This window comes from Micromonospora sp. NPDC005305 (assembly GCF_040607315.1).
Lineage (GTDB): Bacteria > Actinomycetota > Actinomycetes > Mycobacteriales > Micromonosporaceae > Micromonospora.
In genome coordinates, this window is record NZ_JBEXGL010000001.1 from 273,259 (window position 1) to 294,578 (window position 21,320).

16 protein-coding genes are annotated in these 21,320 nt (G+C 74.8%); 10 read left to right on the top strand and 6 right to left on the bottom strand.

All coding sequences use genetic code 11. From position 1 onward, the window contains the following. Positions 1 to 149: 149 nt before the first annotated feature. Both ABZS80_RS01320 and ABZS80_RS01325 read left to right on the top strand, forming a co-directional pair. Positions 150 to 1,022, top strand: a complete 873-nt coding sequence (locus tag ABZS80_RS01320; protein ID WP_355053878.1) for a hypothetical protein — start codon at positions 150 to 152, stop codon at positions 1,020 to 1,022. 85 nt (positions 1,023 to 1,107) lie between these two features. After that, positions 1,108 to 3,144 carry a thioredoxin domain-containing protein gene (locus ABZS80_RS01325; protein WP_355053879.1) on the top strand — a complete coding sequence of 679 codons (2,037 nt, stop codon included), beginning with the start codon at positions 1,108 to 1,110 and terminating at the stop codon, positions 3,142 to 3,144. Here ABZS80_RS01325 and ABZS80_RS01330 read toward each other — a convergent pair. After that, positions 3,137 to 3,697, bottom strand: coding sequence for a helix-turn-helix transcriptional regulator (locus tag ABZS80_RS01330; protein WP_355053880.1), 561 nt, complete (start codon positions 3,695 to 3,697; stop codon positions 3,137 to 3,139). The genes ABZS80_RS01325 and ABZS80_RS01330 overlap by 8 nt on opposite strands. A gap of 102 nt (positions 3,698 to 3,799) precedes the next feature. On the opposite strand from ABZS80_RS01330, the gene ABZS80_RS01335 reads away from it, so the two are divergent. After that, complete coding sequence (locus tag ABZS80_RS01335; protein ID WP_355053881.1) at positions 3,800 to 4,276, top strand: hypothetical protein; 477 nt, start codon at positions 3,800 to 3,802, stop codon at positions 4,274 to 4,276. Positions 4,277 to 4,309: 33 nt separating this feature from the next. Here the strand turns inward: ABZS80_RS01335 and ABZS80_RS01340 are convergent, their stop codons facing one another. Continuing rightward, the gene (locus ABZS80_RS01340; RefSeq protein ID WP_355053882.1) at positions 4,310 to 4,960 is read right to left on the bottom strand and encodes a pyridoxal 5'-phosphate synthase; all 651 of its coding nucleotides are present in this window, start codon (positions 4,958 to 4,960) and stop codon (positions 4,310 to 4,312) included. Positions 4,961 to 5,062: 102 nt separating this feature from the next. Here ABZS80_RS01340 and ABZS80_RS01345 point away from each other — a divergent pair, with 102 nt between their 5' ends. Together ABZS80_RS01345 and purE are read left to right on the top strand one after the other, a co-directional pair. Continuing rightward, positions 5,063 to 6,223 (top strand): 5-(carboxyamino)imidazole ribonucleotide synthase, encoded by a 1,161-nt coding sequence (locus ABZS80_RS01345; protein WP_355053883.1) that lies wholly within the window; start codon positions 5,063 to 5,065, stop codon positions 6,221 to 6,223. Positions 6,224 to 6,275: 52 nt separating this feature from the next. Next, entirely contained in the window at positions 6,276 to 6,767 is a 492-nt protein-coding gene (gene purE, locus ABZS80_RS01350) for a 5-(carboxyamino)imidazole ribonucleotide mutase (RefSeq protein ID WP_355053884.1), read from the top strand. A 73-nt stretch (positions 6,768 to 6,840) separates the two neighbouring features. Here the strand turns inward: purE and ABZS80_RS01355 are convergent, their stop codons facing one another. Continuing rightward, the gene (locus tag ABZS80_RS01355) at positions 6,841 to 11,751 is read right to left on the bottom strand and encodes a permease (RefSeq protein ID WP_355053885.1); all 4,911 of its coding nucleotides are present in this window, start codon (positions 11,749 to 11,751) and stop codon (positions 6,841 to 6,843) included. Between the two features lie 161 nt (positions 11,752 to 11,912). Continuing rightward, the gene (locus ABZS80_RS01360) at positions 11,913 to 13,340 is read right to left on the bottom strand and encodes a UDP-glucose/GDP-mannose dehydrogenase family protein (RefSeq protein ID WP_355053886.1); all 1,428 of its coding nucleotides are present in this window, start codon (positions 13,338 to 13,340) and stop codon (positions 11,913 to 11,915) included. Between the two features lie 251 nt (positions 13,341 to 13,591). On the opposite strand from ABZS80_RS01360, the gene ABZS80_RS01365 reads away from it, so the two are divergent. After that, on the top strand, positions 13,592 to 14,755 hold the full coding sequence (locus ABZS80_RS01365; RefSeq protein WP_151465745.1) for an acyl-CoA dehydrogenase family protein: 1,164 nt from the start codon (positions 13,592 to 13,594) through the stop codon (positions 14,753 to 14,755). A gap of 55 nt (positions 14,756 to 14,810) precedes the next feature. Here ABZS80_RS01365 and ABZS80_RS01370 read toward each other — a convergent pair whose 3' ends face one another. Next, positions 14,811 to 15,479, bottom strand: coding sequence for a hypothetical protein (locus ABZS80_RS01370; protein WP_355053887.1), 669 nt, complete (start codon positions 15,477 to 15,479; stop codon positions 14,811 to 14,813). Between the two features lie 23 nt (positions 15,480 to 15,502). Between ABZS80_RS01370 and ABZS80_RS01375 the strand changes: the two genes are divergently transcribed. Both ABZS80_RS01375 and ABZS80_RS01380 read left to right on the top strand, forming a co-directional pair. Beyond that, complete coding sequence (locus tag ABZS80_RS01375; protein WP_355053888.1) at positions 15,503 to 16,018, top strand: acyl-CoA thioesterase; 516 nt, start codon at positions 15,503 to 15,505, stop codon at positions 16,016 to 16,018. A gap of 153 nt (positions 16,019 to 16,171) precedes the next feature. Further along, complete coding sequence (locus ABZS80_RS01380) at positions 16,172 to 18,160, top strand: acetoacetate--CoA ligase (RefSeq protein WP_355053889.1); 1,989 nt, start codon at positions 16,172 to 16,174, stop codon at positions 18,158 to 18,160. A 6-nt stretch (positions 18,161 to 18,166) separates the two neighbouring features. Here the strand turns inward: ABZS80_RS01380 and ABZS80_RS01385 are convergent, their stop codons facing one another. Next, positions 18,167 to 18,856: a TIGR03089 family protein gene (locus ABZS80_RS01385; RefSeq protein ID WP_355053890.1), complete on the bottom strand. Its 690-nt coding sequence runs from the start codon at positions 18,854 to 18,856 to the stop codon at positions 18,167 to 18,169. Positions 18,857 to 19,007: 151 nt separating this feature from the next. Here ABZS80_RS01385 and ABZS80_RS01390 point away from each other — a divergent pair, with 151 nt between their 5' ends. Together ABZS80_RS01390 and ABZS80_RS01395 are read left to right on the top strand one after the other, a co-directional pair. After that, on the top strand, positions 19,008 to 20,153 hold the full coding sequence (locus ABZS80_RS01390; protein ID WP_355053891.1) for a glycosyltransferase family 1 protein: 1,146 nt from the start codon (positions 19,008 to 19,010) through the stop codon (positions 20,151 to 20,153). Between the two features lie 63 nt (positions 20,154 to 20,216). Continuing rightward, on the top strand, positions 20,217 to 21,308 hold the full coding sequence (locus ABZS80_RS01395) for a sugar phosphate nucleotidyltransferase (protein ID WP_355053892.1): 1,092 nt from the start codon (positions 20,217 to 20,219) through the stop codon (positions 21,306 to 21,308). Positions 21,309 to 21,320 lie beyond the last annotated feature (12 nt).

Sequence of the window (21,320 nt, forward strand, 5' to 3'; positions counted from 1 at the left end):
GGTCCGGCTGAAGAAGGTCTGACCGGGAGCCGGTCGGGTCGTCGGCAGAGCGCGGCGCGGGACAGCGGGGCAGGTTGCGAACCCCATATCCTCGGCTCGGGCGACGAATCGGCATCCGTCGCCGGGCAGTCCACTTCGGGGGAGGATGCATGCGTAGGTTCGGCCGACGTCCGCTGCTCGCGGCGGCCCTGTCTCTGATCGCCGGCGCGGCCGGCCTGACCATCTCCACGCCTGCCCAGGCGGAGCCCCGGGAGGTGCCCGCCACGGGCACCTTCACGGTCTCCGGCGAGGCGGGGGAGCCACTCACCGGCGGCAACTCGTACGCCTTCTCGACCGATGCGGGCGACGAGATGCGGTTGTGGGGGCACGATCAGGAGATCACCGTCAGGGTGTTCGGTGGCTGGCACCTCATCCTGGTTTCCGGCTCGGACCGGCCGCTCGCGCCGGGCACCTACACGGACGCGCTCGGCTACCCGTGGCCCGGGCCGAACCCCGGGCTGACCCTCGTGGGCCCCAACGGCCCGTGTGACGAGAGCGTCGGTTCGTTCACCATCACCGATGTGGTCTTCGCCCCGTACGGCTACATGGAGAAGCTGGACGCCAGCTTCGAGGTGTACTGCGACGGCGCGCCGGTGCCGGCCCGTGGAGAGGTCCACCTCACCAACCCGCCCGCCGCGCCGCTGCTGGACCCCCGGGCCACAGTGGCGGATACCGGCACCATCGCGCTGAGGTACGGTGCGGCCACCGTGCACGGGACGTTGACCTGCCGCCAGGCGGCAACCCTGAACATCAACGGCGCGGTCACCCAGGGGCGCGTGCGGATCTGGTTCGCGGCCACCGACCTGCAGTGTGCACCGGACCAGGTGGTGGAGTGGGCGGCGACGACCACCCCGGTGGACGGCCTCCGCTTCCGGCCGGGCGACGCGGAGGTGGCGGCGCAGGTCGAGGGCCGCGACCCCTTCTACGACGAGTACGTCCAGGTCGACGTCGGCCCGACGACCGTGCGCCTGACGCGGGCCTGATCCGGTCCCGGGCCCGGGTCACGTGACCCGGGCCGGGGAAGGGCGACCGGCGGCGGCGGAGGCCGGAGGTGGTTATGGTCGTCGGGTGAACCGACTCGCCGACGCCACCTCGCCCTACCTGCTCCAGCACGCCGACAACCCGGTCGACTGGTGGCCCTGGTGCGACGAGGCGTTCGCCGAGGCAAAGCGGCGCGACGTGCCGGTGCTCATCTCGGTCGGCTACGCGGCCTGCCACTGGTGCCACGTGATGGCGCACGAGTCGTTCGAGAACGAGGGCGTCGCCCAGCTCATGAACGACGACTTCGTCTGCGTCAAGGTCGACCGGGAGGAGCGGCCCGACGTCGACGCCGTCTACATGACGGCCACCCAGGCGATGACCGGCCAGGGCGGCTGGCCCATGACGGTCTTCGCGGCCCCGGACGGCACCCCGTTCTTCTGCGGCACCTACTTCCCGCGGGCGAACTTCGTCCGGCTGCTCGGCTCGGTCGCCGCCGCCTGGCGCGACCAGCGGGAGGCGGTGCTCCGGCAGGGTGCCGCCGTCGTCGAGGCGATCGGCGGCGCGCAGGCCGTGGGCGGCCTGACCGCGCCGCTCACCGCCGAACTGCTGGACGCCGCCGCCGACCAGCTCGCCTCCGAGTACGACGAGCGGAACGGCGGCTTCGGCGACGCGCCGAAGTTCCCGCCGCACATGAACCTGCTCTTCCTGCTCCGGCACCACCAGCGCACCGGCTCGCCCCGGAGCCTGGAGATCGTCCGGCACACCTGCGAGGCGATGGCCCGCGGCGGCCTGCACGACCAGCTCGCGGGCGGCTTCGCCCGCTACTCGGTGGACGGGCACTGGACGGTGCCGCACTTCGAGAAGATGCTCTACGACAACGCCCTGCTCCTGCGGGTCTACACCCAGCTCTGGCGGCTCACCGGGGACCGGCTGGCCCGGCGGGTGGCCCGCGACACGGCCCGGTTCCTCGCCGACGAGCTGCACCGGGCCGGCGAGGGCTTCGCCTCGGCGCTGGACGCCGACACCGAGGGCGTCGAGGGCCTCACCTACGTCTGGACCCCGGCCCAGCTGGTCGAGGTGCTGGGCGAGGAGGACGGCCGCTTCGCCGCCGACCTGTTCGAGGTGACCGAGCAGGGCACCTTCGAGCACGGCACCAGCGTGCTGAGGCTGGCCCGGGACATCGACGACGCCGACGCTTCGGTGCGCCGGCGCTGGCAGGAGGTGGTGGGCCGGCTGCTCGCGGCGCGGGACACCCGCCCCCAGCCGGCCCGGGACGACAAGGTGGTGGCCGCCTGGAACGGGCTGGCCATCACCGCCATCGCCGAGTTCCAGCAGGTCGCGGCGCTCTGCTCGGCCCCCGACGACGAGGACGCCAACCTCATGGAGGGCGTCACCATCGTGGCCGACGGCGCCATGCGGGACGCCGCCGAGCACCTGGCGGCCGTGCACGTGGTGGACGGGCGGCTGCGCCGGGTCTCCCGGGACAAGGTCGTCGGCGAGCCGGCCGGCGTGCTGGAGGACTACGGCTGCGTGGCCGAGGCGTTCTGCGCCATGCACCAGCTGACCGGGGAGGGGCGCTGGCTCGTCCTGGCCGGGCAGCTGCTCGACGTGGCGCTGGCACGGTTCGCCGCACCCGACGGCGGCTTCTACGACACCGCCGACGACGCCGAGCGCCTGATCGCCCGGCCGGCGGACCCGACCGACAACGCCACCCCGGCCGGCCGGTCGGCGATCGTCGCGGCGCTGGTCGCGTACGCGGCGTTGACGGGGGAGATCCGGTACCGGGAGGCGGCGGACGCCGCCCTGGCGACGGTCGCGCCGATCGTCGCCCGGCACGCCCGGTTCACCGGCTACGCGGCCACGGTCGGCGAGGCACTGCTGTCCGGGCCGTACGAGATCGCGGTGGTGACGGACGACCCGGTGGGCGACCCGCTGGTGGCCGCCGCGCTCCGGCACGCCCCGCCCGGTGCCGTGGTGGTGGCGGGCCGCGCCGACCAGCCCGGCGTGCCGTTGCTGGCCGACCGGCCGGCGCTGGGCGGTCAGCCCACGGCGTACGTCTGCCGGGGGTTCGTCTGCGACCGGCCGGTGACCGCGGTCGAGGACCTGGTCGCCCAGCTCACGTGACCGGCTCGTCGCCCCCGGCCGGCGGGCGCAGCGGCTCGGGCAGCGCGTCGAGCCATTCCAGCACCGCCCGCTCGTAGGCCAGCCCGAAGCGCAGCGTGGCTACCGCGTACGGTTCGACCTCGTCCGCCTCCGGGGGGAGTGCCGCCGCCGCGGCCTGGTAGTCGGCGAGTCGCGCGGCGTGGGCGGCCCGGTGCGCGCCGAGGTAGCCGGCGAGCCGCTCCGGCGGCAGGTGCCGGCCGAAGAGCACCGTCAGCAGCAGGGGGAACCGGATCGTCTCGTCCGCCGGGGGCCGGGCCGTCCACTCGGTGAACGCCCGGCGCCCCGCATCGGTGATCTCGTACGGCTGCCGGTCGCGTCGGCCCCGCTCACCGGCCCGGACCAGCCCGGCGGCCGCCATCGCGGTCAGCTCCCGGTAGACCTGGCTCTGGGTGAGCGACCAGAACGCCCCGATCCGCTGCTGGGCGACGGTGACCAGGTCCCAGCCGGTCATCGGGCCGTCGTGCAGGAAGCCCAGCAGCGAGGCGGCGGTGGCGTTCAGCGGCCGGTCCGGCATGGGTCGGTTCTCCTTCGCGAAATCTCCTTGACATCCCATTGTGTCAGGTCGGATGCTGGACCTGCCGACCTCCCACATAGGGATGTCGCGGGAGGGGGACCCGTGCACACCGTTCTCGTCGTGCTCCACGCCGCCAGCGGCATCACCGGGCTGCTGCTGGCGCTACCCGTGCTGCTCGCGCCGAAGCGGCGCGGCCGGCACACCCTGCTCGGCCGGGTCTACGCGGGGGCCGCCGTCGGCCTGAGCCTCAGCGCCTTCGGACTCTTCGCCTACGACCCGGGCCGCCTGTGGGGGCTGGCCGTGCTCGGCGCGCTCACCCTCGGCTGGCTGGTCGGCGGCCTCTGGATCGCCCGGCGCCGGCCGCGCGGGCTCGGTGCCCGGGGCTGGCGGATCTGGCACCTCAACCTCATGGGCAGCACGGTGATCGCCTTCGTCACGGGGTTCGCCGTGCAGATGACCGGCGGGCACCTGGTCGCCTGGTTCGCCCCGACCGTGATCGGTTCGCTGCTGATCGCCCGGACCACCGCCCGGGAGATCGCCCGAGCGCCCCGCCGCATCGCCGTGGCCACGACGAGCTGACCCTGGGCGCCGCGCGGCCGGCTCGGCTGACAGTCACGGCCAGAGCAGTTCGCGGCTCCACCCGTCGGTGGTCCGCCGGTACCGCAGCCGGACGTGCCGGCGCTCCCGGTCGGCCTGCCAGAACTCGACGCTCACCGGGGTCACCGAGTAGACCGTGTGCCCCTCGGCGACCAGCCCGGGATCGGCGGCCAGCCGGGCGCGCACCTCGGCCAGCTCCCGATCCAGCTCGGCGCGGTCGGCGAGGACGGCGCTCTGCCGGCCGGCCAGGGTCGCGATCCGGGAGCCCTCCGGCCGGGCGAGGAAGTCTCGGCGGGAGACGGCGGGGTCGGCGGGCCGGGCGGTGCCGCGTACCCGGACCTGCCGGCCCTGCTCCCGCCAGTGAAAGCCCAGCGCGACGCGGGGGTTGCCGGTGATCTGGGTCCCCTTGGCGCTCGTGGAGGTGGTGGCGAAGTGCCAGCCCTCGGCGTCCAGGTCCTTCAGAATCAGTACCCGCGCGTCGGGTGCGCCGTCGGCGTCGACCGTCGCGACCATCATGGCGTGCGGCTCGTCCACGCCGGCGGCGACCGCTTCGGCGAGCCAGTCGGCGAAGAGGGCGGTGGGCTCCGCCGGTACGTCGGTCGGGTCGAAGGACGGCATGTCGTGGGCCAGCACCGGCAGGGCGCGGAGCAGATCGCGGGTCGTCATGCGTTGATCTTGCCAGCTGCCCCGAGCGGTCCTCCCCGCGTTCGCCCGGCTCCCGGCCCTCGGGACCGGCGCCGGCCACCGCCCCGATAGGCTGGCGGCGCTATGGATTCCCGTACCGGACTGCCTGTCGTCGGCATGGTGGGCGGTGGCCAACTGGCCCGCATGACCCACCAGGCCGCCATCGCCCTCGGCCAGTCGCTGCGCGTGCTCGCGCTCGCCCCGGACGACGGCGCCGCCCTGGTAGCCGCCGACGTCCAGTACGGCGACCACACCGACCTCGCCGCCCTGCGCACGTTCGCCAAGGGGTGCGACGTGGTCACCTTCGACCACGAGCACGTGCCCAACGCGCACATCCGCACCCTGGCCGAGGAGGGCGTGAAGCTCTTCCCGCCGGCCGAGGCGCTGGTGCACGCGCAGGACAAGCGGGTGATGCGCGAGCGGCTCGGTGAGCTGGGCGCGCCGAACCCGGCCTGGCGGCCGGTCGAGACCCCGGCCGACCTGCTCGCGTTCGGCGCGGAGATCGGCTGGCCCGTGGTGCTCAAGGCCGCCCGCGGCGGCTACGACGGCCGGGGCGTCTGGATGGTGGACGACGCCACCCAGGCCGCCGAGCTGGCCACCACCCTGCTGGCCGGGGGCACCCCGCTGATCGTCGAGGAGCGGGTGGTGCTGCGCCGGGAGCTGGCCGTGCAGGTGGCCCGCTCGCCGTTCGGGCAGGTCGCCGCGTACCCGGTGGTGGAGACGGTGCAGCGGGACGGCATCTGCGTCGAGGTGCTCGCCCCGGCGCCCGACCTGCCGGAGGAGCGGGCCGTCGCGGCGCAGCAGCTCGCCATTGACCTGGCCACCGCGCTCGGTGTGGTCGGCCTGCTCGCCGTGGAGCTGTTCGAGACGCCCGCCGGGCTGGTCGTGAACGAGCTGGCCATGCGGCCGCACAACTCCGGGCACTGGACCATCGAGGGCGCCCGCACCTCGCAGTTCGAGCAGCACCTCCGGGCCGTGCTCGACTACCCGATGGGGGACACCTCGCTCACCGCGCCGGTCGTGGTGATGGCGAACGTGCTCGGCGGCGAGCCGGGCGGCATCTCCATCGACGAACGGCTGCACCACCTCTTCGCCGCCGAGCCCGGGGCCAAGGTCCACCTGTACGGCAAGCAGGTGCGCCCGGGCCGCAAGATCGGGCACGTCACCGTGCTCGGCAGCGACCTGGACGACACCCGGGCCCGGGCCGCGCGTGCGGCCCGCTGGCTGCGCGAGGGCCACGAGTGAGCGCGAGGCGTGAGTCGCGAGCCCCGCGGTCGCGAACGAAAGGCAGAGCAGCATGACCACCGTCGGGCTGATCATGGGCAGCGACTCGGACTGGCCGACCATGAGGGCCGCCGCCGAGGCCCTGGACGAGTTCGGCGTGCCCTACGAGGTCGGCGTGGTGTCGGCGCACCGCACCCCGATCAAGATGATCGAGTACGGTCGGGCCGCCGCGGACCGGGGCGTCAAGGTGATCATCGCCGGTGCGGGCGGCGCCGCGCACCTGCCCGGCATGGTCGCCTCGGTCACCCCGCTGCCGGTGATCGGCGTGCCGGTGCCGCTGAAGTACCTCGACGGCATGGACTCGCTGCTCTCCATCGTGCAGATGCCGGCCGGCGTGCCGGTGGCCACGGTGTCGATCGGCAACGCCCGCAACGCCGGGCTGCTCGCCGTGCGGATCCTGGGTGCCTCCGATCCGGCGCTGCGGGACCGGATGGCGGCCTACCAGGCGAGCCTGGAGGACCTGGTCGCCGAGAAGGAAGCCACCCTCCGCGCCTCGCTCACCTGAGCCCCCCAGGGACCTCCGGGCGGACCCGGCACCCGCTGCCCGCACCCGACGGCGAACGCCCACCCCTCCGGTTTCACCGCATGCCGCGGAGGGCCGTCTGGAGGCGTTCCTGGGCGCGGCGGCGCCGCTCGTTGCTCGCGCCGAGCACCAGCAGGATGAAGCCGACCGGGATCAGCACGAGCCACGGGCCGAGGCTGACCAGCGCGTGCACGGCGGCGATCGCGGTGACCGCGGCGCCCACGATCACCGGCGCCTGCTGCTGGCTCGTCGAACCGAAGATCAGCACGGCGACGGCACCGAGCAGCAGCAGCACCTGACGCAGCATGCTGGACTCGGTCGCCAGCACGATCGCGAGCGTCGGCAGGAACGCGGCGACCAGCGCCGGCCCGTACGCCACCCAGCTCGACAGGTCGGGCCGGTGCCGCAGTTGCACCACCCCGACCAGCAGGGCGAGCAGCGCGAACGGGAGGGTGTAGGCCTCGGGCAGCGCCACGTCGGCGGTCCGCATGAGGATCCACCAGGCGCTGATCTCGCAGATCACCACGCCCCAGATCAGCAGGTTCCGTTCCGCCGGCCGCCGGCCCGGGCGGCTGGCCGCCATCCCGAGGACGGCGCCCCAGGCGGCCAGCAGCGCGGCGATGTGCCGGGGCGAGTCGTACGCCAGGGCCAGCGCGATGAGCGCCGCGGCGTGGCCGCTCCACTCCACGGTGGCCGCCTCCCGGTACGCCTCCGGCCGGCGCAGCCGGGGCAGGGCGGCGGCGAAGACCTGGAGCGCCGCCCCGACGGCCAGCACCCCGAACGCGGACCAGACCGCGGCGAGCCCGGCCACCAGGCCGAGCGTGAGCACGAAGAGCTGGGCCATCAGCGAGGCGAAGAGCCAGCCGAGGATGCGGGCCCGCTGGGTGGTGCCGAAGAGGGCGGCGACCGTGCCCACGCCCACCGCCCCGCCCAGCGTGAACAGGGTCAGCTCCCGGGTGGCGAGGCTCCCGGAGAGCCCGGCGTTCCCGGCGGCCAGCCCGATGGCGAACACCAGCACCCGGGCGACCCGGATCGACCGGGCCGGCTCGGCCAGCGCGGGCGGCGGGGTGAGCGCCAGCCCCAGCATCGAGACGGTGAAGACGGCCAGCCCGGCCATCGCGGTGACGGGCCAGCCGCGGCCGAGCGCGACCGGGGTGATCAGCAATGTGAGCGCCGCCCCGGGCAGGACCACCGGCACGGCCCGGGACCGCCGGCCGCCGCTGAACCCGACCGCGGCGAGCGCCGCCGTCGCGGTGAGCAGGAGCGCGGTGAGCACGTGCGTCGGGTCCACCGCCTCGGGTGGCGGGGTGAGCAGCCCCGGCGGGGGGCCCTGCCAGACCCGGGACACCACCTGGAGGGGCTCGATCAGCGCCACCACCAGCGCCGGCGCCAGCGTGGCCAGGGCCAGGGCGGTGGGCAGCGCCGCCGCGGCGAGCGCACCGGCCGCCGGGCTCACCCGCCAGCGCCGCTCGGCCGGGTCGTCCGGCGCGCGGCGCAGCGCCCCGTTCAGCAGCACCGACCAGCGGCGGATCGGCTGGGCCGAGCCGACCGGCGGCACGGTGGCGGCCCGGATCAGCTCGGCGAGCACGCCGAGCAGCGCCGCCGCGGCGGCGTACACCCCGGCGGGAAGGTGGGTGATCACGGCGGCGGCCGCGCTGACCGTCGCGCCGCCCACCACGGCCACGCTCGCGTAGGGGAGGTACTGCGGGACCTGCCGGCGGACCGCGGCCACCGCGGCCAGGCCGATGCTGGACGCGGCCAGCGCGGCGGTGAGCACCACCTGCGGGGGCCGGCCGTACTCGGCGGCCAGGGCGGCCACCGCCCCGGGCAGCGCGAGCAGGGCGGCGCCGGCCGCCGCGCCGCCCACCTGCACCAGGTGTCCCGGCATCCCCTCCGTGCGGACGTCCTCCACGAGCGCCGGCGCGAGGGCCCGGGCCAGGGCGGCCACCGTGATCCCGATCAGCGCGATGCTGCCGAGTGCCAGCGCCGTGGTCCACGGGCGGACCAGGCCGGCGCCGGCGGCGTGCAGGGCGACGACCCCCGCCACCGTGGCCCGGGACAGCGCCGCGCGCGGATCGGCCGCGGCAACCGCCGCCATCCCGAAGACCGTGGCGACCATGGCGCCCACCACCACCGGCGACCACCAGGGCAGGTCGAACGCGGCCGGCGCGCCGATGGTGGCCAGCACGGCGGCCGCGCCGGAGACGTCGTACCTCCAGGGCGGCGGCAGCAGGATGCCGGCGGCCACGGCCAGCAGCGCCAGCGCGACCGGCGCCTGCCAGGTGGACCCGCCGGTCGGCGCGGCCGGCCAGCCGCTCAGGTCGCCGGCCCAGATCGGGCCCGGGGTGGCCAGCACCCCGACGCCACCGCGCAGCGCGCTCCACGCGGCGATCAGGCCGATCAGCGCGCCCCCGGCCGCGATGCCGAGGACGGGGCCGCGCCGCCACTCCTCCGGCAGGGCCCGTGCGGCGACGGCGACCACCGTCACGAGCGCGGCGGCCACCACGAGCTGGCCGCCGGGGGCCAGCACGGCCGCGATGCGCACCAGGGTGGCGATGAGCGCCACCGTGGTGGCGGCGAGGGCCAGGTCGGACCCGTCGAGCGACAGGTCGGCGCGGCGGCCGGCGTCGATCCGGGGGGCGAGCGCCAGCAACGCGGCGGCGACCAGCAGCAGCCCACCCAACCAGGCGTCGGCGGTGGTGGCGCCGGGAGCGCCGAACGCGGCCGCCGCGACCGCCACCGCGCCCAGCACGGTGCCGAGCGCGTGCGGCATGGTGAGATGCCGCTGGGCGACCTGGACGAGAGCGGCGTAGCCGAGCGTGACGCACACGCCGAGGAAGCTCGCCGCGAGGATCGGAACGGTGATCTCGCGCAGGTTCGCCGGAGTGGGGGCCGGCGGCGTCGGCACCGTGGCGGCGACGAACGCCGCCACCGCGCCGGGCAGCGCGAACGCCGCCCCGCCGGCCGCCCACGCGCAGACGGTGTCCGCGGCGGCCGCGGCGATCCGGACCCGGGGCGCCAGCGAAACCAGCGCGCCGGCCAGGAACAGCAGGGTCAGCGCGGCGGCGGTCAGCGCGGGCCGGGCCAGCGCGGCGCCAGCCCCGATCAGCCCCAGCCCGGCGGCGGTCACCGAGTGGGCCACCGCGGCGCGCTCGGTGCCGGCGGTGAGCCCGAGCACGCCGATGGCCACCGCGGTCAGCAGCATCGGCCAGCAGGCGGTCGCCCAGCCCAGCCCGAGCGAGGCCGGCACGGCGAGGGCGGTCAGCGCGGCGCCGACCACCGCGAACTCGCGCCGGATCTCCGCCGGCAGGGCCAGCACGGCGGCGACGGTGAGCAGCAGGGCGCTGGCGGCGAGCTGCCAGCCGGTCGGGCCGACCGCCGCCGCCAGCTCGGCGTGCCAGTCGCTCAGCTCCGCCGACCAGGCGGGCAGCGCGGCGCGGACCGGGGCCAGCCCGGCGCGCAGTGCGCCGCCGGCCACCACCAGGCCGCTGACCGTGAGCGCCACCGCCGAGGCGAGCTGCGGACCCCGCCGGGCCGCCTCCGGTACGCCCCGGACGGCGATCCCGGTGAGCGCGATGACCGCGGCGATGAGCAGCAGTGACCGGCCGGGGAAGGCGACCGAGGCGACCCGGCCCAGCGCGCCGATCACCGCGAGGGTGACGATGCCGGCGCCCACGTCCGGCAGCGGTGGCCGGCGCAGCACCAGCGTGCCGGCGAGCCCGACCAGCGCGGCGAGCAGCAGGACGACTCCCGCCCCGGCGGCGGCCGGCACGGTGGCGGCGCGCAGCAGGGCGGTGACCGCGTACGCCAGGGCGACGGCGACCGCCGCCCCGTGCAGCAGCCAGGTCAGCTCGCGCAGCCAGGGCACCGGACGGGCCGGCGGGACCGGCTCCGCGCCGGCGGGCGGCTCCCCGCCGAGCACCTCGCCGGCCTCCTCGGGGGCCGACTCGGGCCGGGCGTCGGCGGCGCGCTGCCGGGGTGCGGTGGGCTCCGGCGGTGGGGCCGGCAGGTCACGCCGGACGGGGCGTTCGAGCACCACCGCGGAGCGGGCCAGCGCGAGGTCGGCCACCGCCACCACGGTGAGCACCAGCGCCCAGCCGGCCGGCCCGGTGATCCGCTCGTACGCCAGCAGCGGCAGCACCGGCTGGGCGGCCAGCACGGTGGCGAAGCGGGGCGCCCGCAGCCCGGTCCAGTACGCGTACCCGAACGCGACCACGGTGGTGACCAGGAAGATCGACCCGGAGAAGGCGGGGCCGGAGGTGCCGCCGCCGACCCGGTCGACGGCCCACAGCGCGTACCCGGCCAGCGGCAGCAGCAGCAGGCCCACGGCGGCGATCGTCTCGGCGGTCGAGGTGAGCCCGCGCCGGGCCACCACCGGCGGGGCCAGCAGCATGAGCACCGTGGCGACCAGCAGCACGCCGAGCCGGGCCAGCGCGTCCATCGAGCTGGTGGCCACGGCGGCGAAGACCACCGCCGCGACGCCGAGCAGCAGCGCGCCGAGCCCGAGGGGGATGTTCTGCACCTCCCGCGAGGAAGCCTCCGGTGGGTGCTCCGGGTTGTCCGCGTCGAGCCACTGTGGGCGGCCGCGCGGCGGCGACGGGGGAAGGTCGTCCGGTCCGGTCGGCGGGGTGCCCTGGCGGGGCACGCGGGGCGGCGCGCCGGTGGTGGCGGTCGGCGGGCGGCGGCCGGGCCGGCGGCGCAGCACGCGGCGGGGCCGGGTCGCCTGCTTGGTCCGCTCCTCGCCGGCGTGCGCCAGGATGTCCCGCTGGAAGAGGGCGGCCTGCATCTTGGCGGCGATCTGCCGTTGCTCGCGGGCGATCTCGGCGTCGCGGGCCTTCATCTCGGCGATCGAGCGCTCGATCTCGGCCAGGTGCTCGGCCCACTGTGGCTGGTCGGCGCCGCAGTGCGGGCAGGCGACGGCGGGCTTGATCTCCCGCCCGCACGAGGCGCACCTGAAGGTCTGCACGACACTCTCCCGTCCGGTCGGCCCCCGCGCGGTGAACCTCCCAGTCGCAGCATGCCTTGACCGGGCCCGGATTTCGACCGTTGCCGGCGCGTTCCGGACAACAAAAAGAGCCGGCCGGCCGGGGAACGGATCCCCGGCCGGCCGGCCGACGGTTCATGGCGTCAGGGCCGGCCCATGCCCCGGTACTCCCAACCGGCCTGCGTCCACAGTGTGGAGTCCAGGCAGTTGCGGCCGTCGACCACCTTGCGGCCCTTGGCCAGCTCGCCCAGGGCGACCGGGTCGGCGTTGCGGAACTCGGCCCACTCGGTGAGGACGCAGACCAGGTCGGCGCCCTGGACGGCGTCGTTCATGGTCGCCTCGTAGGTCAGCTCGGGCACGGCCCGGCGGGCGTTCTCCACGCCCTGCGGGTCGAACACGTGCACGTCGGCGCCGGCCTTGCCGAGCAGCGCGGCGACCGCGAGGGCCGGGGCGTCCCGGACGTCGTCGGTGTTCGGCTTGAAGGTGGCGCCGAGCACGGCGATCCGGGTGCCGGAGAGGTCCGGGCCGGCCGGGCCGGAGCGGCGGCCGAGCAGGTCGGCGGCGAGCTGGATCACCCGGGTCCGCCGACGCAGGTTGATCAGGTCCACCTCGTGCAGGAAGCGCAGCGCCTCGCCGGCGCCGAGCTCCTGGGCGCGGGCCTGGAAGGCCCGGATGTCCTTGGGCAGGCAGGCGCCGCCGAAGCCGAGGCCGGCCTGGAGGAAGCGGTTGCCGATCCGGGGGTCGTAGCCGATCGAGCGGGCGAGCTGGGTGACGTCGCCGCCGGCGGCCTCGCAGACCTCGGCCATCGCGTTGATGAAGGAGATCTTGGTGGCCAGGAAGGCGTTCGCGGCGACCTTGACCAGCTCCGCGGTGGCGAAGTCGGTGACCACCAGCGGCACCTCGCGGTCCTCGGTGGCGGCCAGGTCGAAGACGCCCTTGTGGGCGGCGTAGAGCATGCCGTTGGCCCACTCGCTCTTGACCCCGACGACGATCCGGTTGGGCCGCAGCACGTCGTCGACGGCGAAGCCCTCCTGGAGGAACTCGGGGCTCCAGGCCACCTCGACGCCCAGGTCGGCCGGGGTGTGCTTGCCGACGAGCTGCTCCACCCACTCGGCGGTGCCCACCGGCACGGTGGACTTGCCGACGATCAGCGCCTTGCGGGAGAGGTGCTGGGCGAGGCTGGTCACCGACGCCTCGACGTACGACAGGTCGGCGCCCATCCCGTCGGCCCGCTGGGGGGTGCCGACGCAGATGAAGTGCACGTCGCCGAAGTCGGCGGTCTCCTGGATGTCGGTGCTGAAGCGGAGCCGGCCGGCCGCCAGGTTGCGGCGGAGCAGCTCGTCCAGGCCGGGCTCGTGGATCGGCACCTCGCCGGCGTTCAGCTTCGCGATCTTCTCCGCGTCGACGTCGAAGCCGAGCACCTCGTAGCCCAGCTCCGCGTAGCAGATGGCGTACGTGGCGCCGAGGTAGCCGGTGCCCAGGAAGGTCACCCGGGGTCGGGCCGCGCCGGAGGGCGGCGTCACCGCGGCGATGGCGGGCATCGGCTGGGTGTTCGGGTACGGGATCGTCACGCCTGTTTTCTCCGCTCGCACTGGCGGCGCTTCCTTGCGTCGCGTTCGGGCTGGGCGCCAGGGCCGGCACCGGGGGAATGCTGTCGTCTTGTGTGTAAGGGTAGTTGTGGCCCGTCGCCCTACCTCGTGCGCGAGCCTACCCGCCGGTAGGGTCCGGCTGAACCCTGGTGGCTATCCTTCAGTCTGCGGCAGTCGGCAGCCTTCCAGGCGCCACAGACTGCGCATGATAGCTGTGAAAGGGGAGGGCCGACATGCCCGCAGATCAGTCGTTCGACGTCTACCGGTTGCCGGAGGAGCACGAGGCCATCCGCGAGGCGGTCCGGGAGGTCTGTGCGGCGAAGGTCGCTCCGCACGCCGCTGAGGCGGATGAGACGGGTGAGTTCCCGAAGGCGTCCTACGACGCGCTGCGGGCCGCCGACTTCCACGCCCCGCACATCCCGGTCGAGTACGGCGGCGCCGGCGCGGACGCCCTGGCCACCGCCATCGTGATCGAGGAGGTGGCCCGGGCCTGCGCCTCGTCCTCCCTGATCCCGGCCGTGAACAAGCTGGGCACCATGCCGCTGATCCTGGCCGGCTCCGAGGAGCTGAAGCGGAAGTACCTGACGCCGGTGGCGGCCGGCGACGCGATGTTCTCCTACTGCCTCTCCGAGCCGGAGGCGGGCAGCGACGCCGCCTCGATGACCACCAGGGCGGTCCGGGACGGCGACCACTGGGTGCTCAACGGCGTGAAGCGGTGGATCACCAACGCGGGCGTCTCGGAGTTCTACACGGTCTTCGCTGTGACAGATCCCACAGCCCGCTCGAAGGGCATCTCGGCCTTCGTGGTGGAGAAGGCCGACGCCGGGGTGAGCTTCGGCGCGCCGGAGAAGAAGCTCGGCATCAAGGGCTCGCCGACCCGCGAGGTCTACCTCGACAACGTCCGGATCCCGGCGGACCGCATGATCGGCGCCGAGGGCACCGGCTTCGCCACCGCGATGCGGACCCTGGACCACACCCGGGTCACCATCGCCGCGCAGGCGGTCGGCATCGCGCAGGGCGCGCTGGACTACGCCAAGGGCTACATCCAGGAGCGCAAGCAGTTCGGCAAGCCGGTCGCCGACTTCCAGGGCATCCAGTTCATGGTCGCCGACATGGGCATGAAGCTGGAGGCGGCCCGGCAGCTCACCTACACGGCCGCCGGCAAGTCGGAGCGGGGCGACGCCGACCTGACCTACTTCGGCGCGGCGGCCAAGTGCTTCGCCTCGGACGCCGCCATGGAGATCACGACCGACGCGGTGCAGCTGCTCGGCGGCTACGGCTACACCCGGGACTACCCGGTCGAGCGGATGATGCGGGACGCGAAGATCACCCAGATCTACGAGGGCACCAACCAGGTGCAGCGCATCGTCATGGCGCGCCAGCTGCTCAAGGGCTGACCCGAACGGGTGACGATCGGGCGGGCGGGCCGGGTGACCGGCCCGCCCGCGGTCGTCAACGGATCTCGGTGGTGCCCTCCGGTCGGGTGGTCCCGCGCGGGGGCGCGGACCACGGCGACTCGCCGCCGGTGCGGCGGGGCAGGGGTTCGGTGGGGGTGTCGGGATAGGCCAGCGTGAGCGGGGCCGTGTCGCCGTCCTTCGTCGGGTCCTTCGTCGGGTCCCCCGGTGGCCAGTCGCCGAGCGAGGTGTTGTGCTCGACGGGCTTGCCGGCCGGGGTCAGCTCCGCCTCGGCCGGTCCGCCCGGCCGCTGCCGCCACCGCTGGCCGCTGAACACGGCCATCAGCAGCAGCACGCCGATGAGGAACAGCGTGCCGTTCTCCAGCGGCTGGCGCAGCGGCAGCGGGTCCCCGAGCATCTTCCAGTCCTCGGGGATCCGGTCCCGGACGGTGAAGGGCGCGACGAACAGCCCGAGGTACGGGACCACGAGCAGCAGCCCGGCCACGGCCGGGCCGAGCGGCGAGAAGCGCAGCGTGCCTAGCAGGCCGAGCAGGATGCCGGCGACGCCCAGGTACACGGCCGGCTCGATCAGGTTGGGCGTGCTGTACGTACCGATCTCCACCCAGCGGTGCACGGTGCGCCCAGATCCGTCCTGACCGAGCGTGACGAGCACCCAGGTGACGGGCGCCACCACCAACCCGGCGAGGAAGCTCCAGAGATGTCGCATCCGCGCACCGTACCGTTTCCGGCATGACAGATCACCCCGCCGCCCCTCCGGGCAAGCCGACCTCGTACTCGCGCGTCACGCTGAGTCGCATCATGACCGCTGTCGATGTCAATCTGTACGGGACCGTTCACGGTGGGGTACTGATGAAGTTCGTCGACGACGTGGCCGGTGCGGCGGCGGCCCGGCACAGCGGCGGCACCGCGGTGACCGCCTCGATCGACGAGATCGTCTTCTCCGAGCCGGTCCGGGTGGGTGATCTGGTGCACGCGCACGCCCAGGTCAACTGGACCGGCAACACCTCCATGGAGGTCGGGGTGAAGGTGGTCGCCGAGCGCTGGGACTCGGCCGAGGACGAGCCGGTCCGGGTCGCCACGGCGTACCTGGTCTTCGTGGGGGTGGACGTGGGCGGCGCGCCGCGGCCGGTCCGGCCGGTGCTGCCGGAGACGGCGGAGGACGAGCGGCGCTGCCGGGAGGCGGAGATCCGCCGGGCCCACCGGCTGGCCCGCCGCCGGGCGATCCAGGCCCACCGCGCCGGCTGAGGGACGCCGGCCCACACACCACAGGGCCCGGGCGTGTGGGCCGGCCACGCCCCGTGACCGGCACCCGGTGCGGAGAATGGCCTCGCGAGGTAGGGCAAGATGGCGCCACGGCCCATGCACAGTGTCGTGACGGGCCTCAGGGAGGGTGGAACAGTGGGTGACGTGCTGTGGACGCCGCCGGCCGACGTGCGTGAGCGGTCCCGGATCGGCGACTACCTGCGCTGGCTGGCCGAGCACCGGGGGCTGGAGTTCGCCGACTACGACGCGCTGTGGCAGTGGTCGGTGACCGACCTGGACGCCTTCTGGCGGTCGATCTGGGACTACTTCGAGGTGATCGCGCACACCCCGCCCACCGCCACGCTCACCGACCGGACCATGCCGGGCACCCGGTGGTTCCCCGGCGCCACCCTCAACTACGCCGAGAACGTGCTGCGGATGCCCGGCCGGGGCGACGACGACCCGGTGGTGATCGCGCACGGGCAGACCCGCGCGCCGGAGACGCTCACCGCCGCGCAGCTGCGTGAGCAGGTCCGCCGGGTGGCGGCCGGCCTGCGCCGGCTCGGCGTGGGGGAGGGCGACCGGGTGGCGGCGTACGCGCCGAACATCCCGGAGACCTACGTCCTGCTGCTCGCCACCGCCAGCCTGGGCGCGATCTTCTCCTCCTGCGCGCCCGAGTTCGGCACCCGCAGCGTCACCGACCGCTGGCAGCAGATCGAGCCGACGGTGCTCGTGGCGGTCGACGGCTACCGCTACGGCGACAAGCCGGTCGACCGGCGCGCCGAGGTGGCCGCGATCCGGGCCGCCCTGCCGTCCCTGCGGCACACCGTCGCCGTCCCGTACCTCGACGTGGCCGGCACGCCGCCGGAGGGCGCGCTCGCCTGGTCGGAGCTGGCGGCGGAGACCGACGAGCCGCTGGCCTTCACCCCGGTGCCCGTGGACCACCCGCTCTACGTGCTCTACTCCTCCGGCACCACCGGCCTGCCCAAGCCGATCGTGCACGGTCACGGCGGCATCCTGCTGGAGCACCTGAAGATGCTGGCCCTGCACCACGACCTGGGCCCGGCCGACCGGTTCTTCTGGTTCACCACCACCGGCTGGATGATGTGGAACTTCCTGGTCTCCGGGCCGGCGGTGGGCGCGACGATCGTGCTGTTCGACGGCAACCCGGGCCACCCCGACCTCGGCGCGCTCTGGCGGCTGGTGGCGGAGACCGGCACCACCTACTTCGGCACGTCGGCGCCGTTCCTGCTGGCCTGCCGCAAGGCCGGGCTGGTGCCGAAGGAGATCGCCGACCTGTCCGCGCTGCGCGGGGTCGGCTCGACCGGCGCCCCGCTGCCCGCCGAGGGCTTCACCTGGGTCTACGAGACCGTCGGCGACCGCCTCCAGCTCCAGTCGCTCTCCGGCGGCACGGACGTCTGCACCGGCTTCGTCGGCGGCGTGCCGCTGCTGCCGGTGCACGCCGGGGAGATCACCTGCCGGGCGCTCGGCGCGAAGGTGGAGGCCCGCTCGGCCGACGGCACGCCGGTGATCGGCCAGCTCGGCGAGCTGGTGATCACGGAGCCGATGCCGAGCATGCCGGTGGGCTTCTGGAACGACACCGACGGCTCCCGCTACCGGGAGGCGTACTTCGAGGTCTACCCGGGCGTCTGGCGGCACGGCGACTGGATCACCGTCAACGAGCGCGGCGGCTGCGTGATCACCGGCCGCTCCGACGCCACCCTCAACCGGGGCGGCGTCCGGCTCGGCACGGCCGAGTTCTACTCGGTGGTCGAGGGGCTCGACGAGGTGGTCGACTCGGTCGTGGTGCACCTGGAGGACGACGAGGGCGGGGCCGGCGAGCTGCTGCTCTTCGTGGTGCTCGCCGAGGGCCTGGAGCTGGACGACGCGCTGCGGAAGAAGGTCTGCCGGGAGCTGCGGACCGCGCTGTCGCCGCGGCACGTCCCCGACGAGATCCACCAGGTCCGGGCGGTGCCGCGCACCCTGTCGGCCAAGAAGCTGGAGGTGCCGGTCAAGAAGATCCTCACCGGCACCCCGGTGGACCACGCCGCGGCCAAGGGCGCCCTGGCCAACCCGGAGTCGCTGACCGCCTTCGCCGCCTTCGCCCAGCGCCGCGCGGGGTCGGACCACCCGACCCCGGCCTGACCCCGGTCAGGCGAGGGCCCGGGTGACCTTCTCCGTCGCGGTGCGGGAGTCCAGGCGGGCCGGGTCCAGGTTGGCGCAGGCCACCAGGGTGGCGCCGGCCGTGAGCGGCGCCAGCAGCCAGTCGACCGGGTCGGGGTGCCGGGTCACGTCTACCAGGAGCCGGTCGCCGGGGGTGAGGCAGAGTTCCGCGGCCCGGGCCTCCGCGCGGGCCAGCAGCGCCGCGTCCCCCTCGCCACTGTCGGGGTACGGGGTGAAGTGGTCCCCGTGCCCGCGTACCGCCGAGACGAAGTCGGCGAAGCCGGCCGGCACCTCCCGCATCGGCAGCGCGAACGGGTCCAGGGCCAGCGCGTAGCACTCGCCGGCCGGCCAGTCGCCCGCCTCGTCGACCCGGCCGGCGGCGGCGAAGAGCACGTCCACGTCGCCCGGGGCCTCGGCCACGGTCACCTTCGCCGACCAGCAGCCGAGCAGCACGGCGGCGGTCTGCCAGTGCGGCGGCAGCAGCACCGCGGCCGTGTCGCCGGGGGCGAGGGCGATCTCGTCGACGAGCAGGTTGGCCGTCTTGGCCACCCAGTTCGCCAGCGTCGCGCCGGAGAGTTCGGTGCGCTCCCCGGTGGCGTCGTCGTACCAGGTCAGCAGCGGGCGGGCGGGGTCGGTCGCGATCGCGTCGGCGAACACCCGGGCAATGTTGTCGGCCATCGGCGCGAACGATACGCGCCCGGTACGCGTACTCGATGACAACGGCAAGTCGGCGTACCGTCGGGTCGCAGTCAGCGTCGGGCACCCGGCCCGGCGTAGGCTTGCCGACAGTGTTGTTCCCCACAGACGCGCCAGCCTGAGGAGTCGCCCCGTGACCGCCGGTCGCCCGCCCCGCGTGCTCATCGACGCCACGAGTGTCCCCGCCGACCGTGGCGGCGTCGGTAGATACGTCGACGGCCTGCTCGGTGCCCTCGGCCGGGTCTGCGGCTCCGGCGTCGACCTGGCCGTGGTGAGCCTCCGCACCGATCTGGAGCGCTACAGCCGCATGCTGCCCGGCGCCGAGGTGATCCCCGCCCCGGCGGCCGTCGCCCACCGGCCGGCCCGGCTCGCCTGGGAGCAGACCGGCCTGCCGCTGCTGGCCCAGCAGGTGGGCGCCGAGGTGCTGCACTCGCCGTTCTACACGTGCCCGCTGCGGGCCGGCTGCCCGGTCACGGTCACCGTGCACGACGCGACCTTCTTCACCGAGCCGGAGCACTACGACAAGTCGCGCCGCACCTTCTTCCGCAGCGCGATCAAGACCTCGCTGCGCCGCGCCGACCGGGTGATCGTGCCGAGCAAGGCCACCCGCGACGAGCTGATCCGCCTGCTGGACGCCGACCCGACCCGGATCGACGTGGCCTACCACGGCGTCGACCAGGCCGCCTTCCACGCCCCGAGCGACGAGGAGAAGGCGCGGGTCCGGGCCCGCCTCGGCCTGGGCGGCAGCAGCTACGTGGCGTTCCTCGGCGCCAAGGAGCCGCGCAAGAACGTGCCCAACCTGATCCGCGGCTGGGCCCGCGCGGTGGCCGACCGGGAGGACCCGCCCGCGCTGGTCATCGCCGGCGGTCAGGGGCACGACGACGACATCGACCGCGCGGTGGCCGAGGTGCCGTCGCACCTGCGGCTGCTGCGCCCGGGCTACCTGCGCTACGGCGACCTGCCCGGCTTCCTCGGTGGCGCGCTGGTCGCCGCCTACCCGTCCTACGGGGAGGGTTTCGGCCTGCCGATCCTGGAGGCGATGGCGTGCGCCGCGCCGGTGCTCACCACCCCGCGGCTCTCCCTGCCCGAGGTGGGCGGCGACGCCGTGGCCTACACCAGCGAGGACCCGGATCAAATCGCCACCGATCTGACCGCCCTGCTCGACGACGAGCAGCGCCGGCTCTCCCTGGCCAAGGCCGGTTTCGACCGGGCCAAGGAGTTCACCTGGGAGTCCAGCGCGGAGGTGCACATCGCCGCGTGGAGCCGGGCGCGTTCCTGAGTGTCGCCTGCGGGTACGCCCGACCGGGGGCCCGTAGCACGGCGATTCGGGCATGATGTGCTGATGTTCTACGCCGTCATCCCGGCGGGTGGCAGTGGCACGAGGTTGTGGCCGCTGTCCCGTGCCGGCCACCCCAAGTTCCTCCACCCGCTGACCGGCACGCCGGCCTCGCTGCTCCAGGCGACGGTCGACCGGCTGTCGTCGCTGACCACGCCGGACCGCACGCTGGTGGTCACGGGCGCCGCGCACGTCGCGGCGGTGGCGCGGCAACTGGCGGGCGTGCCGGAGGAGAACATCCTGGTCGAGCCCTCGCCACGGGATTCCTGCGCCGCGATCGCGTTGGCCGCCGCGGTGATCGCCGAGCGTGACCCGGAGGCGGTGATGGGCTCCTTCGCCGCCGACCACCTCATCGGTGACCCGGCGCGCTGGGCCGAGGTGGTCCGGCAGGCGATCCGCGGCGCCGAGCAGGGTTCGCTCATGACGGTGGGCATCACCCCGACCCGGCCCGAGACGGGCTACGGCTACCTGGAGACCGGCGAGCCGGTGGGCGACGGCCCGCTGCGCCCGGTGATCGAGTTCAAGGAGAAGCCGGCCGCCGACGTGGCCGAGAGCTACGTGCGTTCCGGCCGGCACCTGTGGAACGCCAGCATGTTCGTCTGGCGGGTGGACGTCTTCCTGACCGAGCTGGCCCGGCAGCAGCCGGCCCTGCACGCGGGGATCACCGCGATCGCGGCGGCGTGGGGCACCCCGGAGCAGGACGACGTCCTCGGCACGGTCTGGCCGACCCTGCCGAAGATCTCCGTCGACTACGCGGTGATGGAGGGCGCGGCGACCGCCGGCCGGGTGGCGACCGTCCCGGGTGACTTCGGCTGGAACGACGTCGGCGACTTCCACACCCTCGGTGAGGTGCTCCCCGCGGACGCCGCCGGCAACGTGGTGCTGGGCGGCGACGCCAAGCCCGGCGTGCTGCTGCGGGACACCAGCGGCCTGGTCGTGGTGCCGCAGTCCGGCCGGCTGGTGGCCGCGATCGGCGTCCACGACCTGATCGTGGTGGACACCCCGGACGCCCTGCTGGTCTGCCCGCGCGACCGCGCGCAGGACGTGAAGAAGGTGGTCGACGAGCTCAAGGAGCGCGGCGAGGAGGGGCTGGTCTGACCGGGCGCCGGG

Coding starts and splice junctions, on each gene's coding strand:
- ABZS80_RS01320 (WP_355053878.1), top strand. CDS start 150: ATGCGTAGGTTCGGCCGACGTCCGCTGCTCGCGGCGGCCCTGTCTCTG.
- ABZS80_RS01385 (WP_355053890.1), bottom strand. CDS start 18,856: ATGGCCGACAACATTGCCCGGGTGTTCGCCGACGCGATCGCGACCGAC.
- ABZS80_RS01370 (WP_355053887.1), bottom strand. CDS start 15,479: ATGCGACATCTCTGGAGCTTCCTCGCCGGGTTGGTGGTGGCGCCCGTC.
- ABZS80_RS01345 (WP_355053883.1), top strand. CDS start 5,063: ATGGATTCCCGTACCGGACTGCCTGTCGTCGGCATGGTGGGCGGTGGC.
- ABZS80_RS01365 (WP_151465745.1), top strand. CDS start 13,592: ATGCCCGCAGATCAGTCGTTCGACGTCTACCGGTTGCCGGAGGAGCAC.
- ABZS80_RS01395 (WP_355053892.1), top strand. CDS start 20,217: ATGTTCTACGCCGTCATCCCGGCGGGTGGCAGTGGCACGAGGTTGTGG.
- ABZS80_RS01340 (WP_355053882.1), bottom strand. CDS start 4,960: ATGACGACCCGCGATCTGCTCCGCGCCCTGCCGGTGCTGGCCCACGAC.
- ABZS80_RS01330 (WP_355053880.1), bottom strand. CDS start 3,697: ATGCCGGACCGGCCGCTGAACGCCACCGCCGCCTCGCTGCTGGGCTTC.
- purE (WP_355053884.1), top strand. CDS start 6,276: ATGACCACCGTCGGGCTGATCATGGGCAGCGACTCGGACTGGCCGACC.
- ABZS80_RS01375 (WP_355053888.1), top strand. CDS start 15,503: ATGACAGATCACCCCGCCGCCCCTCCGGGCAAGCCGACCTCGTACTCG.